Below are 12,068 nucleotides of genomic sequence, written 5' to 3'. Positions count from 1 at the left end.
CGGCTCTGCGACGGCGGGTCGGTCCGCGTCTTCGGGGTCCGCCACCCCCGTTCGAGGAAGTCGGCGGGGCGATCGGGTGGCGCGGGATCGGGGGTCAGGAGGAGACGGATGCTGCGCCCGCGGCGAATCCCTCGGCGTAGGCCTCGTCGGCGCCGAGGCGGAACATGTCCTTCTCGAGCGGGCGCACGATCGAACGGGCGCCGGGAAGATCCAGCGCGCCGACGAGATCGGCGCGGCCGCGCACCACGGCGACGGGGCGCCGGGTCGCCTTGCCCTTGACGAGGTCCGCTGCGGCCGCGAGCTCGTCCCCGACGCACGGCATCGTGACGACGAGCGGGCGGCCCTCGGCATCCGTCCCTCCGCGCAGGTCCTCGAAGACGTGCACGCCGCCGGCGCCGATCGCGTGATCGGTCTGGCCCTCGCGCCAGGCGCGGCCGAGCGTGTCGGAGACGATGACGCCGACCTCGGCGCCGAGGCGCTCGCGCAGGCCCGCGGCGATGGCCCGTGCGGAGGCGTCGGGGTCGACGGGCAGCAGGAGCACCGTGCCCTCGGGCGTATTGGACGCGTCGACGCCGGCCGCGGCCGAGACCATGCCGAGGCGGTTCTCGACGATGCGCGTCGTGGAGCCGTGGGGGGTGGTGCGGGATGCCACGACCCGCACGGTCTCGGAAGTGATGGCGTCTTCCCGGTCATCGGCGATGACGAAGCGTCCCTCCGCCTTCGAGACGATCTTCGACGTCACCACGAGGATGTCGCCGTCCGTGAGCTCGTCACCCGCCGCGCGGGCGATGACATCGACGAGGTCGGCGCCGGCCTCGATCTCGGGAATGCCCTCCAGGGGCCAGACGGTGAGCGCGGTGCGAGGCGGCATGGGTCCAGTCTTCCGGATGCGCGGGCGCTCCTGCTCCGCCGTCGGAAACGTCGTGGGGGCGTATCCGGCGAACCGGACACGCCCCCACGGGACAGCGGTGGATCAGCGCACGAAGCGCACCTCGGTGAGGGTCTCGCCGAGGAAGGGCTCGGTGTGCGTCGCGCCGTCGAGCGCGAAGCCGTTGCGCGTGTAGAAGCGGTGCGCGCGGGGGTTGTCGTCGGCGACCCACAGGTACAGGCCCTCGGCGGGCTCGACGACCGCGTCGAAGAGCTTCTGGCCGATGCCGGTGCCGTGGTGGGCGTCGAGCAGGTAGATGAAGTACAGCTCGCGGAAGCGCGGCGCGTCCTTGTCGCGGGCGGGGCCGGAGCCTGCGAATCCGACGATGTCGCCGTTCACGAGGGCGGCGAACATCTTGAACTCGGGACCCTGGACGGCCCAGTGGGTCCAGAGCTCGGCGAGACGCTTGGGCGAGACGGCCTCGAGGGCGGCCTTGCTGATGAGGTGGTCGTACGTCTCGTGCCAGGCGGTCGCGTGGACGCGCCCGAGGGCCTCCGCGTCGACGTCACGCACCGGACGGACGACGATGTCGGTCTGGGTTTCGGCTTCCATGGCCAGACTCTACGCGCGTCGGCGCGAGACCCGAAATCGGGGCAACGCCCGGTGAACGAGGGGTGACGAACGGATGCTGCGCCCCGGAGGATCTTCGAATCTCACAGCGCACCGATCTGAGCGGGCGCCCGACGGAAGCTGTCGGGAATCCACAACCGAATCGGCGGACTCGTCGAGGATCGCTACGATCGCACCTCGTGAACGTGATGTGGCGGACCCTGATCGTGATGGTGACCGCGCGGCGGAGGCTGCGGCGCGGCGGACGACTCGGTCCGAGCGAGATCAGCCGGATCCGGCTCACGACCCTGCTCACCGACATCGACCTTCTGCGTCACATGAACAACGGGCGCTACCTCTCGCTGTTCGACCTCGGCCGGTGGGACCTCCTCGTGCGGACGGGCCTGTGGGACGTCATGAAGACCTACGGCTGGTACGCCGTGGTCTCGAGCGAGACGGTGACCTTCCGCAAGTCGCTCAATCTGTGGCAGAAGTTCGACGTCGAATCGCGCATGATCGGGCACGACGACAAGGCCGTCTACCTCGAGCATCGTGCGGTGGTCGGCGGCGAGGTGTACGCCCGCGCGATCATCCGCGCCCGCATGATGAAGCGGTCCGGGGGGACGCTGTCGCACGAGGAGCTCTTCGCCGCGATCGGCCGCCCCGAAGGGGTCCCAGAGGTGGATGCGTGGGTGCACGACTGGGCGGCAGCATCCGCTCTGCCTCCCACGCGCGCGGAGGCGCCCAGCGTCTGGGGCTGAGGCGTCAGCGCAGGATCGCCGTCGCGATCAGCGACATCGCGGCGAGGATGCCCACGTTGATGGTCGCGAGCAGCAGGGTCCAGTAGCGGCTCGGCTGCAGGTGGGTCCAGCTGCGGTGATCGACGGCGTCCAGCGCGGCGTCGAGGGAACGGTAGCGGCCGAGGGTCCGGCCACCGCGAGTCGCCACATAGCCGCGTTCGTCCCGCGTCACCCCGCCCACCTGGCGCCCGAAGCGGTCAGCGGCCCAGGAGCCGCGCTCGGGGGTGGACCAGTGGATCTCACCAGCCCGGTCTTCGGTGTGCTGTGTCATGCGTCCACGCTAAGCACGCGTCGACGCCGACCCCGGGTCTTGACAGGAACGCCGGCCGCGCCTATTTACGGTGCTGCGGGGTTGTCGGGCTCGGGCACGATCGTGAGGCCCGCGGGTGAGTTCGCCGCTTTGGCGAGGGCGTCCACCCACGCGGGATTGAGGCGAGGCTGGCGGCCGCCGAAGTACTCGAACGCCAGCGAGACGTTCGGGCTCAGCCACACCGAGGTGCGTCCGAGGCCGGCGCGGGTCGGGTCGCTCCACGTGAAAGGGAACGACTCGCCGCGTCGCAGCTTGGCCCAGATGACCGCCTGCAGATGCGCGAGGATCCGATCGTCGATCGACGTCGTGACGCGGGTGTCGTAGGTGAGCGTGCCCATCGGTCCCACCTTAGCCCTCGGGGCATCGTGACGTGTCGGATCGCGTCTCCGGCCGAGAGTGCGCGACATCGTACGCCGTTTCGCCGCATTTGTCTGGTGTTGCGCCTCGACGCGAACGTCCTCGACGCTGGTGGCATGCCCCGTCCCCTCCAGCTCACCCGTGACTTGCGCGCCGCGCTCTCGACCGGCGAGCTGTGGATCGCCTTCCAGCCGCAGTACGACCTGGATCCGGCGGGCCCACCCGACGCCCCGGAGCCGACGGACCCCGTCGCCGTCGAGGCGCTCTGTCGCTGGACCCATGCGCACCTCGGCGCGGTCCCGCCCGACACGTTCATCCCCCTCGCGGAGCAGGGGCACTTCCTCGACGAGGTGGATCTGCAGGTGTTCGACCGGGCGGCGGAGCGCGTGATGCGGTGGCGCGGGTCGGGACACCCGCTCGGTCTCGCGGTGAACGCGTCTCCCGCGCACTTCTCCACCCGGTACGCCGACACGGTGGTGGCGCGGCTGGACCGGCTCGGCATCGACCCTGCCGGCATCACGATCGAGATCACCGAGGCTCCGACGCCGCAGCTGCGTCCGGAGATGCTCACCGCGATGCAGACGCTGCGGTCCGTCGGGGTCTCGATCTCGGTCGACGACTACGCCGGCGGTGACACCACCGTGGCGATGCTGGAGGCCCTTCCGATCGACGAGGTGAAGATCGACCGATCACTCACGCAGCGGACGGATGCCGAAGCCGACGACGCGATCGCCGCCGTGGTTGCGAGCAGCGCCGAGCACGGATGGCGGGTGCTGGCGGAAGGCATCGAGACCGTGGCCCACCTCGAGCGCTCCCGCCGTCGCGGCTGCCACCGCGGGCAGGGCTACCTGTGGGGGCTCCCGATGCCGTCCGACGAGATGGACGAGCTGCTCGCGGTCTGACCGGACCGGAGCGCGCGGCCCCGCTTCAGAGCCCGTAGTCGGCGAGGTCCTCGCTCTGCTCGTCGCTGGGCGCCGGCGTGTCGCCGACCTCGAACTGCGACCACGTCACCGGCATGCCGGGGGAGAACAGGATGTCGACTCCCGGGCCCCCGCGCAGCGGCGGGATGTTCACATAGCCGCCCCCCGCCTTGATCGCCTCGAGGATCTTGGTCTTCAGCTCCGACACGGGGTCGGGAAGGAAATAGTCGCGTCCATCCACGGTGAGCCGGTTCACGATCGCCATCGCACCAGCGTACCTGCGCCACCCGCCCGTAGGATCGACGCGTGGGCATACTTCACTACGGCGCACCCCCGGCGTCCTTCACGATCGACGATCGCACCCTCGCTCACCTCGAGCTGGTCATCATGGCGAAGCTGCGGCGTCGGGAGAACCTGTCGTTCGCCCACGTCGACGAGCACACGTCGCTGCGTCAGGCCGTCTGGATCTCATCGGTGACGCCGCTGCGGTTCGAGTACGAGGGGCCGATGCCCGAGATCAACCGGCTCTGGCTGCAGGATCTGATCGACGCGGCGAACTCGTCGTCCGGGCTCCGGGTCGTCCCCGAGCCCGACCTTCCGTCACGCTGAGACCCGACCGCCACCGTCGCGCTTCGCGCGGTACATCGCCGCGTCCGCGGCATCCAGCAGCCCTCCGGGAGAGATCCCGCGCTCGGCTGCGACGACGCCCGCGGAGGCGCCCACGGCGACCTCGACGCCCCGTACCGTGATCGGCTCGGCGATCGCGGCCAGCGCCCTTCCCGCGATCGCCGCGGCCTCCTCCGGCCCTGCGCTGACGCACACGATCACGAACTCGTCGCCGCCCAGCCGTACGACCATGTCGGAGCTGCGGGCCACCCCGCTCAGCCGGCGGCCGATCGCGGCCAGGACGGCGTCGCCCATCTCGTGGCCGTACGTGTCGTTGATGAGCTTGAAGTCGTCGAGGTCGAGGAAGACGACAGCCACGGCGGCGCCGGAGCCCTGCAGCAGCTCGTTCAGCCGGTCGTCCAGGAAGCGGCGGTTGTGGAGACCCGTGAGTGCATCGCGCAGCGCGAGCTCCGCGAGCTCCGCCTGGGTGCGGGCGACCATGGCCGACCTGATCTCCTCACCGAGGTCCGAAGCGTCCTGGGCGTGTTCACCCCACGGGAGGCTTCGACCCGTGACGCTCTCGCGCCAGGCGGAGAACGACCGGCGAGGGGAGAGCGGCGTGTCGCGGTTCTCCGGTCGCTGGTCGCCGAGCCAGTCGACCGTGCGCGAGACCTCGCTGCGTACGAAGACGAGCGTGTCGCCGTCGCCGCCGAGCGGGACGATGAGAAGGCCGGCGACGCCCGGCACCTCCACCGCGAGGCCCGGCCGTTCGATCGGAAGCGCCTCCCACAGCAGTCGCCCCGGGCCGAGCTCGTCGATCACGGCGAACAGGCGAGCGGGGGGCGGCACGACGCCCACGGTGTGGACCGTCTCGCCCATCCGCAGCAGGGCGCCGTCTGCGGGAACCACGTCGAGCACGGTCCGCTCGCCGCTCATCAGCACGGTGCCGACGTCGCCGCGCCCGTAGAGCGGGGCGATGATGGCGATCCGCCGCTCGCGCGCCTCGAGCTGCCGGCGCAGGCGCCGGATCTGCTCAGCAGCGGCGAGCTGGGTCACGACCTGGGTCGCCATCACCTCGAGGGCCCGGCGCAGCAGCACGGGCAGACGTCGGGGGGTGCGGTGAGCGCACGTGAACATCCCCACGAGGCGGTCCTCGATGACGAGGCCGAACGACACCGTCGCCGCCTGCCCCATGTTGCGCATGAACTGGAGGTGGTGCGGTGACACGGCGCGCAGCTCGCTGCGCCCGAGGTCGAGCGGGGCGTCCTCGGGAAGGAGCGTGTGCAGGGCGAGGCCCGGGTCCTCGGTGTCGGCGATCACCCGTGAGCGCTTCTCGATGTACAGCGCACGCGCCTGCGCCGGGATGTCGGAGCCGGGGAAGTGGAGTCCGAAGTACGCCTCCATGCCGGGTTCGCGCTCGTCGGCCACGACCTGCCCGTGCCCGTCCTCGTGGAACTCGTAGCACATGACCCGGTCGAAGCCCGTGATGTCCTTGATCTCGCGGGCTGCCTGCTGCCGCAGTTCGTCGGGGTCGGTGACCCCCGCCAAGCGCTGGATCGCGCCGACGACTCCGGTGCGGACGTATTCGAGCTCCGGCACCACGGGCTCGAGCTCGACGACGAGCGGGACGGTGCCGCGATGTGCGATGACGTCGTAGACGCCGCCCTCGAACTCCGCGCGCACCGGATCGACGGCCAGTCCCTGGCTGATCGCCCAGGAAAGCGTGTCGCTGCCCGCCTCGCGCAGGTCGCGTCCGAGCCAGTGCTCGACGTTCTCGCTCGCGACGACCACGACTCCGGTCGCCTCATCGATGCCGAAAAGGGCGCCGTGCGCCTGGATGCGTCCGATCGTGCGGATCTGCTCCTGCGAGCATTCCTGGAGGCGGAGCGTCTCCGCGTCATCGCGGGGACGGTCTCCGTCGAAGACGAGGGCGGGCGTGTCGGTCAACGCGGGTCCTTCGGGGGCGTGGCGGGTGGTGGCGAACTGCGTCGGCGAGAGCACTCATCCTATGCGTGAGGGGGTCCGGAACCTAAGAATCCCCGGTGCAGCGCCGGGCCTAGCGCACGCACTGCCGGTGCGCAACGGGTTTGCCGCTCGCCGGGTGCGGAGGTTGCCTGGCAGTGGTGGCGCCGGCCGAACCCCGCCGGCGTCGGAGGGAGAAGGAGGAGCCGTGGATACGACCACCCTGATCTGGATCATCGTCGGCGTCGTCATCGTGCTCGCGATCGTCGTCGTCGCCCTGCTGCTCACCGCGCGCGGGCGCCGTGAGCGTCGCCGGGAGCACCAGCACGATCGCGCCGAGAAGATGCGCGAAGACGCGCGCGAGACCGAGCTGCAGGCCCGGCAGCACGAGGCTGAGGCGGCACGTGCCCGCGCGGACGCCGCAGCCGCCGCGGCGGCCGCGGAGGACGCCAAGGCGCGGGCGGCCGAAGCGTCGATGGAGGCCGAACGCCGCGCGGGACGCGTCGACGACCACCGCGCCGAAGCCGAGGACCTGCGTCAGCAGCACGCAGAGGCGATGCGCAAGGCCGACGACGTCGACCCCTACGTCGACGGCACCGATGCCCGCAACGCCGCCGCCCCGTCGGCCGCAGCCCACATGGGCGAATCCGCCGGCGACCGGGACACGGTGCTCGAGGGCGCCGAGCGCCGCCGTGCGAACACGGACGAGCGGCCGCCGACTCCGCCGGAAGGGCACGAGCACACCGAGCGCACCTGACCGGGAGGCGGATGCTGCGACCCCGCCACGGCGCGGCCTTCGGGTCCCGCTAAGAGCCTGGGGGCCCAGCATCCGTCCGCCGCAGCGGAAACGCGTCGTGCAAGGCGCGCCGAACCTCCAGGATGCCCGCGCGTGCCCGCGACGCGGTGCGCTGCGCGGTGAAGATCTCGCGCGCGGGGCGACCGGGCAGATCGAGCAGCGACACCGGGACCGCCGACCCCTCCCACAGCAGATCGGGCAGCACGGCGACCGCTTGTCCCGCCGCGACCAGACGCGCGTGGGCCGACAGATCGGCCAGCTCGTACCGCACGTCGGGTTCGAAGCCCGCGGCGCGGCACTGCTGCACCGCCCACAGGCGGGCGGCGGTGGCGGCGGGCTCCATCACCCACGGGCGATCGCGGAGGTCGTCGAGCGAGCGTGCGGGATCAGCGGATGCGACGGCCAGATGGATCGGGTCGGTGCCGAGAGGGTCGCGCTCGAGACCCGATGCGTGGGCCCGCGTGTGCCCGGGGTACTGCTCAGCGATCACGAGGTCGACGCCCCGCGCCGTGAGCTCGAACAGCCCGAGCTCGGGAGGCATCTCGACGAGCTCGACGCGAAGATCGGGTGCGCGTTCGGACAGCAGTCCGAGCGCGGCGGGCACGATGGCGAGTGCGGCGGTCTGCATGACCGCGACGCGCACCGGCGCGAGCCCCGGGTGCAGGGACTCGAGCTCGCCACGGGCCTGCTCGTCGAGGTCGAGTGCCCGCGCGGCGTGCGCCGCCAGGACGCGTCCGTGCTCCGTGAGCCGCACCCGCCGCCCTTCCGGCGCCAGCAGCGCGACGCCGGCCTCCTTCTCGAGCTGCGCGAGCTGCTGGGAGATCGTGGACGGACTGTACGAGAGTGCGTCGGCGACGGCTGCGAGCGTGCCGCGCAGCGCGAGCTCGTGGAGCAGTCTGAGACGACGCAGCTCGAACATCAGCATCCCATCGATAAATCCGAACGATATCGATCGTAGATGATCGCTTTTCACGAATAAATGGATGCCTCACCCTTGACCTCATGCAGCAGGTGAACCCGATCGCGCACATTGAGGTGCAGGCTGGAACCACGGAGTCCGATGACGTGACAGCGGGAGTGCGAATGCAAGGACGACCCGACGAGCACGTGGCCGGTGAGGCGGTCGCCCTCGCGCAGCGGTGGATCGCCGAGAGCGCCGAGGTCGAGGTCGACCCGGCGGCGCAGCGACTGGCCGGCGTGCTCAAGGACCCGAACGGCCTGCCGTTCACCATCGGGTTCGTCGACGGCGTGATGCGTCCCGAGAGCCTGTCGGCCGCAGCATCGCATCTGCATCGCGTCGCGCCTCTCGTGCCCGGGTTCCTGCCCTGGTACCTGCGCGGCGCCGTCCGTGTGGGCGGCGCGGTCGCGCCGGTGCTGCCGTCGCCGGTCGTGCCGATCGCACGGCGCGTGCTGCGTGAGATGGTCGGGCACCTCGTCGTCGACGCGCGTCCCGACAAGCTCGGCCCCGCGATCGCCGCGCTTCGTGAGAGCGGCGCGCGGCTCAACCTGAACCTCCTCGGCGAGGCGGTGCTCGGCGAGCAGGAGGCGCTGCGCCGGCTCGAGGGCATCCACGAGCTCATCCGCCGGCCGGACGTCGACTACGTCTCGGTCAAGGTCTCGGCCATCGCGAGCCACATCTCGATGTGGGCGTTCGACGAGGTCGTCGCCAAGGTCGTCGATCGACTGCAGCCTCTGTACCTGACGGCGGCCTCCCCGACGAGCTCGGTGAACGGGCCGACGTTCATCAACCTCGACATGGAGGAGTACCGCGACCTCGATCTCACGATCGCGGTGTTCACGCGCCTCCTCGAGGATCCGCGCCTGCGGCACCTCGAAGCCGGCATCGTGCTCCAGGCCTACCTGCCCGACGCCCTGCCCGCGCTCGAGCGGCTCACGGCGTGGGCGCAGGAGCGCGTCGCGAACGGCGGCGCGCGCATCAAGGTGCGACTCGTGAAGGGTGCGAACCTCGCGATGGAGCGCGTCGACGCGGTCATGCACCACTGGAGCCTCGCCACGTACGGCGAGAAGGTCGACTCCGACGCGAACTACGTGCGGTGCCTCCGCTTCGCACTCGACAAGGAGCACACCCGCGCGGTGCGGATCGGCGTCGCCGGACACAACCTCTTCGACATCGCGTACGCCTGGCTGCTCGCCGGCGAGGCCGGTGTGCGCGACCATGTCGAGTTCGAGATGCTGCTCGGCATGGCGCAGGGCCAGGTCGAGGCGGTCACGCGCGAGGTCGGCCATGTGCTGCTGTACGTGCCGGTCGTGCGTCCCGACGAGTTCGACGTCGCCATCAGCTACCTGGTGCGACGCCTCGAGGAGAACGCCTCGAGCGACAACTTCCTGTCGGCGGCCTTCGACCTCGCCGACGACCCGGCGATGTTCGACCGTGAGCGCGACCGGTTCCTCGCCTCCCTCGCCCGCGCCGACGACCCGACGCTCGCGACCGGCGCGAACCGTGTGCAGGACCGCGCCGCCGAGGCGATCGCGACCGCCGACCCCGAAGCGGCCCCAGCCGACTCCCCGCGCGCGCAGGCGCGCCTGCGCCGGTCCGCCGCGGCGTCCGACGAGGCCGGTCTGACCCAGGCCGTGATCGGCATCGCGCGCTCGGCGGTGCCGGGCGACACCGCCCCGGTCGAGCGGTCCGTCCCCGAGCAGGTGTTCGGCGCCGAGGCGTTCGTCGAGACCGCGGTGTTCGCTCCGCGCGAGTCCGCCGCCCGCGTCGCGGGCGCGCCGGGCTTCCGCAACACCGCCGACACCGACCCGGCGCTGCCGGCGAACCGCGCCTGGGCGCGCAGCATCCTGTCGCGCATCGAGACCTCACGCGCCGGCGACGCGACCGTCGAGGCGGCCCGCGTCGCCGACGAGCGCACGCTGCAGGGGATCGTGGCCCGCGTGCGCGACGCCGCCTCGGCGTGGGGCGCCCTCCCCGCGGCCGAGCGCAGCCTCGTGCTGGCCGCCGCCGCGCGCGCCCTCGAGGCCCGTCGCGGCGAGCTCATCGAGGTCGCAGCCTCCGAGACCGGCAAGGTCTTCGCCGAGGCCGATGTCGAGGTGAGCGAGGCCGTCGACTTCGCGAACTACTACGCCGCCACCGCGCGCGAGCTCGACCGCGTGAGCGGCGCCGTGTTCGAGCCGGCCCGGCTCACCATCGTCACGCCGCCGTGGAACTTCCCGATCGCGATCCCCGCCGGCGGTGTGCTGGCGGCGCTCGCCGCAGGATCCGGCGTGGTCTTCAAGCCTGCACCTCAGGCGCGGCGCTGCGCCGCGGTCGTCGCCGAAGCGCTCTGGGAGGCGGGCGTTCCGCGCGACGTGCTCGCGCTCGTCGACATCGACGAGGGCGGTCTCGGGCAGACGCTGCTGTCGCACCCGGACGTCGACCGGGTGATCCTCACCGGCGCGTGGGAGACGGCGGCCCTGTTCCGCTCGTGGCGCCCCGACCTCCCGCTCCTCGCCGAGACCAGCGGCAAGAACGCGATGATCGTCATGCCGACGGCGGACCTCGACCTCGCGGCATCCGATCTCATCAAGAGCGCGTTCGGCCACGCCGGCCAGAAGTGCTCCGCCGCGTCGCTCGCGATCCTCGTGGGTCCGGTCGGCCACTCGCAGCGCTTCGCGCGTCAGCTGGTGGATGCTGCGACCTCCCTCCGCGTCGGAGTGCCGTCCGACCCGCTCAGCGAGGTCGGCCCGGTCGTCGAGGTGCCGCGCGGCAAGCTGCAGTGGGCGCTGACCACCCTCGACGAGGAGGAGAAGTGGCTCGTCGAGCCGACGCGCGTGGACGCCGCTCCCGAGTACGACGGGCGGCTGTGGACCCCCGGCATCCGCACCGGCGTGCAGCCGGGCTCGCGCTTCCATCGCGAGGAGTTCTTCGGGCCCGTCCTCGGAATCATGCACGCGTCGTCGCTCGCGCATGCGATCGAGCTGCAGAACGCCGTGGCCTACGGCCTCACCGCGGGGCTCTACACGCAGAATCCCGACGACCTCGCGCTGTGGCTCGACCGCGTCGAGGCGGGAAACCTCTACGTCAACCGCGGCATCACCGGCGCGATCGTGCAGCGCCAGCCGTTCGGCGGCTGGAAGCGCTCGTCGGTCGGCGCCGGCGCCAAGGCCGGTGGCCCCAACTACCTCGTGGGCCTCGGCCGGTGGCGCGCCACCTCCGGCGCCCCGACGTCGGCGACGCTGCACCTGCGTGGTCTCGACACCCGCATCGTCGCCCTCATCGAGGCGGCGCAGCCTTCGCTGGACTACGAGGCGTTCGAGTGGCTCCGCCGGGGCGCCCTGTCGGACGCCATCGCGTGGGACCGCGAATACGGCCAGGTGAAGGACGTGTCGGGCCTCGGCGTCGAGCGCAACCTCTTCCGCTACCGCCCGATCCCGGCCGTTGCGCTGCGCGCCACGGCCGACGCCTCGTGGCAGGCCGTGCTGCGTGTGGTGATCGCGGGACTCCGGGCGGGCTCGCGGCTGACGCTCTCTGCGCCGGTCGGTCTTCCTGCCGCGGTGCGCCGAGTCCTGGCCGAGGAGGACGTCGCCGTCTTCGTCGAGACCGACGAGCAATGGCTCGAACGCCTCAGCGCCGTCGACATCGTCGCAGCGGCCGCCGATGCTGACCCCGAGCCGCGGCCCGCGCGCGTGCGACTGATCGGCCAGCCCGACTCGGTCGCGGCGCTGCACACCGTCGTCGCGCAGGCCATGGGCGGTGATCCCGATCTCGCGGTCTACGACAACGAGGTGACCACCGCCGGCAGGCTCGAGCTGCTGCCCTTCCTCCACGAGCAGTCCGTGACGATCACCGCTCACCGTTTCGGCAACCCCGACCCCTGGAGCGAGTCCGTCATCTGAC

At 71.7% G+C, this 12,068-nt stretch carries 12 protein-coding genes; 5 read left to right on the top strand and 7 right to left on the bottom strand.

The genetic code is table 11. The features are described from left to right. Nucleotides 1–94: 94 nt before the first annotated feature. Together cofE and ASF40_RS18590 are read right to left on the bottom strand one after the other, a co-directional pair. Nucleotides 95–871, bottom strand: a complete 777-nt coding sequence (gene cofE / locus ASF40_RS18595) for a coenzyme F420-0:L-glutamate ligase (protein WP_056371893.1) — start codon at nucleotides 869–871, stop codon at nucleotides 95–97. 102 nt (nucleotides 872–973) lie between these two features. Then, nucleotides 974–1,480, bottom strand: a complete 507-nt coding sequence (locus ASF40_RS18590) for a GNAT family N-acetyltransferase (RefSeq protein WP_056371891.1) — start codon at nucleotides 1,478–1,480, stop codon at nucleotides 974–976. Nucleotides 1,481–1,677: 197 nt separating this feature from the next. Between ASF40_RS18590 and ASF40_RS18585 the strand changes: the two genes are divergently transcribed. After that, nucleotides 1,678–2,238 (top strand): thioesterase family protein, encoded by a 561-nt coding sequence (locus ASF40_RS18585; RefSeq protein ID WP_056371889.1) that lies wholly within the window; start codon nucleotides 1,678–1,680, stop codon nucleotides 2,236–2,238. 4 nt (nucleotides 2,239–2,242) lie between these two features. Here the strand turns inward: ASF40_RS18585 and ASF40_RS18580 are convergent, their stop codons facing one another. Both ASF40_RS18580 and ASF40_RS18575 read right to left on the bottom strand, forming a co-directional pair. Continuing rightward, complete coding sequence (locus ASF40_RS18580) at nucleotides 2,243–2,548, bottom strand: hypothetical protein (RefSeq protein WP_056371887.1); 306 nt, start codon at nucleotides 2,546–2,548, stop codon at nucleotides 2,243–2,245. Between the two features lie 65 nt (nucleotides 2,549–2,613). Then, the gene (locus ASF40_RS18575; RefSeq protein ID WP_056371885.1) at nucleotides 2,614–2,925 is read right to left on the bottom strand and encodes a DUF7882 family protein; all 312 of its coding nucleotides are present in this window, start codon (nucleotides 2,923–2,925) and stop codon (nucleotides 2,614–2,616) included. Between the two features lie 135 nt (nucleotides 2,926–3,060). Here ASF40_RS18575 and ASF40_RS18570 point away from each other — a divergent pair, with 135 nt between their 5' ends. Continuing rightward, entirely contained in the window at nucleotides 3,061–3,846 is a 786-nt protein-coding gene (locus ASF40_RS18570; RefSeq protein ID WP_056371884.1) for an EAL domain-containing protein, read from the top strand. A 25-nt stretch (nucleotides 3,847–3,871) separates the two neighbouring features. On the opposite strand, the gene ASF40_RS18565 is transcribed toward ASF40_RS18570, so the two are convergent. Further along, nucleotides 3,872–4,129, bottom strand: a complete 258-nt coding sequence (locus ASF40_RS18565; protein ID WP_056371882.1) for a hypothetical protein — start codon at nucleotides 4,127–4,129, stop codon at nucleotides 3,872–3,874. Between the two features lie 41 nt (nucleotides 4,130–4,170). On the opposite strand from ASF40_RS18565, the gene ASF40_RS18560 reads away from it, so the two are divergent. Beyond that, nucleotides 4,171–4,473 carry a DUF7882 family protein gene (locus ASF40_RS18560; RefSeq protein WP_056371880.1) on the top strand — a complete coding sequence of 101 codons (303 nt, stop codon included), beginning with the start codon at nucleotides 4,171–4,173 and terminating at the stop codon, nucleotides 4,471–4,473. Here the strand turns inward: ASF40_RS18560 and ASF40_RS18555 are convergent. Then, complete coding sequence (locus tag ASF40_RS18555) at nucleotides 4,465–6,417, bottom strand: sensor domain-containing diguanylate cyclase (protein WP_082497209.1); 1,953 nt, start codon at nucleotides 6,415–6,417, stop codon at nucleotides 4,465–4,467. The genes ASF40_RS18560 and ASF40_RS18555 overlap by 9 nt on opposite strands. Before the next feature lie 223 nt (nucleotides 6,418–6,640). Here ASF40_RS18555 and ASF40_RS18550 point away from each other — a divergent pair, with 223 nt between their 5' ends. After that, entirely contained in the window at nucleotides 6,641–7,189 is a 549-nt protein-coding gene (locus ASF40_RS18550; RefSeq protein ID WP_235560285.1) for a hypothetical protein, read from the top strand. 49 nt (nucleotides 7,190–7,238) lie between these two features. Here ASF40_RS18550 and ASF40_RS18545 read toward each other — a convergent pair whose 3' ends face one another. Then, nucleotides 7,239–8,147 (bottom strand): LysR family transcriptional regulator, encoded by a 909-nt coding sequence (locus ASF40_RS18545; RefSeq protein WP_056372064.1) that lies wholly within the window; start codon nucleotides 8,145–8,147, stop codon nucleotides 7,239–7,241. A 164-nt stretch (nucleotides 8,148–8,311) separates the two neighbouring features. Here ASF40_RS18545 and ASF40_RS18540 point away from each other — a divergent pair, with 164 nt between their 5' ends. Beyond that, a complete protein-coding gene (locus ASF40_RS18540; protein WP_056372062.1) occupies nucleotides 8,312–12,067 on the top strand; it encodes a proline dehydrogenase family protein in 3,756 nt (1,251 codons plus the stop codon). The last annotated feature ends 1 nt before the right edge of the window (nucleotide 12,068 follow it).

Source organism: Microbacterium sp. Leaf288, from assembly GCF_001422925.1.
In the GTDB taxonomy this organism is placed as follows: Bacteria; Actinomycetota; Actinomycetes; order Actinomycetales; family Microbacteriaceae; genus Microbacterium.
The sequence above is the reverse complement of the archived record's forward strand: the minus strand, read 5'-3'. Positions and strand labels throughout refer to the sequence as shown.

Bases quoted from the DNA above. Each gene is read 5' to 3' on its own strand.
- cofE (WP_056371893.1), bottom strand. From the start codon at position 871: ATGCCGCCTCGCACCGCGCTCACCGTCTGGCCCCTGGAGGGCATTCCC.
- ASF40_RS18590 (WP_056371891.1), bottom strand. From the start codon at position 1,480: ATGGAAGCCGAAACCCAGACCGACATCGTCGTCCGTCCGGTGCGTGAC.
- ASF40_RS18580 (WP_056371887.1), bottom strand. From the start codon at position 2,548: ATGACACAGCACACCGAAGACCGGGCTGGTGAGATCCACTGGTCCACC.
- ASF40_RS18575 (WP_056371885.1), bottom strand. From the start codon at position 2,925: ATGGGCACGCTCACCTACGACACCCGCGTCACGACGTCGATCGACGAT.
- ASF40_RS18570 (WP_056371884.1), top strand. From the start codon at position 3,061: ATGCCCCGTCCCCTCCAGCTCACCCGTGACTTGCGCGCCGCGCTCTCG.
- ASF40_RS18565 (WP_056371882.1), bottom strand. From the start codon at position 4,129: ATGGCGATCGTGAACCGGCTCACCGTGGATGGACGCGACTATTTCCTT.
- ASF40_RS18545 (WP_056372064.1), bottom strand. From the start codon at position 8,147: ATGTTCGAGCTGCGTCGTCTCAGACTGCTCCACGAGCTCGCGCTGCGC.
- ASF40_RS18540 (WP_056372062.1), top strand. From the start codon at position 8,312: ATGCAAGGACGACCCGACGAGCACGTGGCCGGTGAGGCGGTCGCCCTC.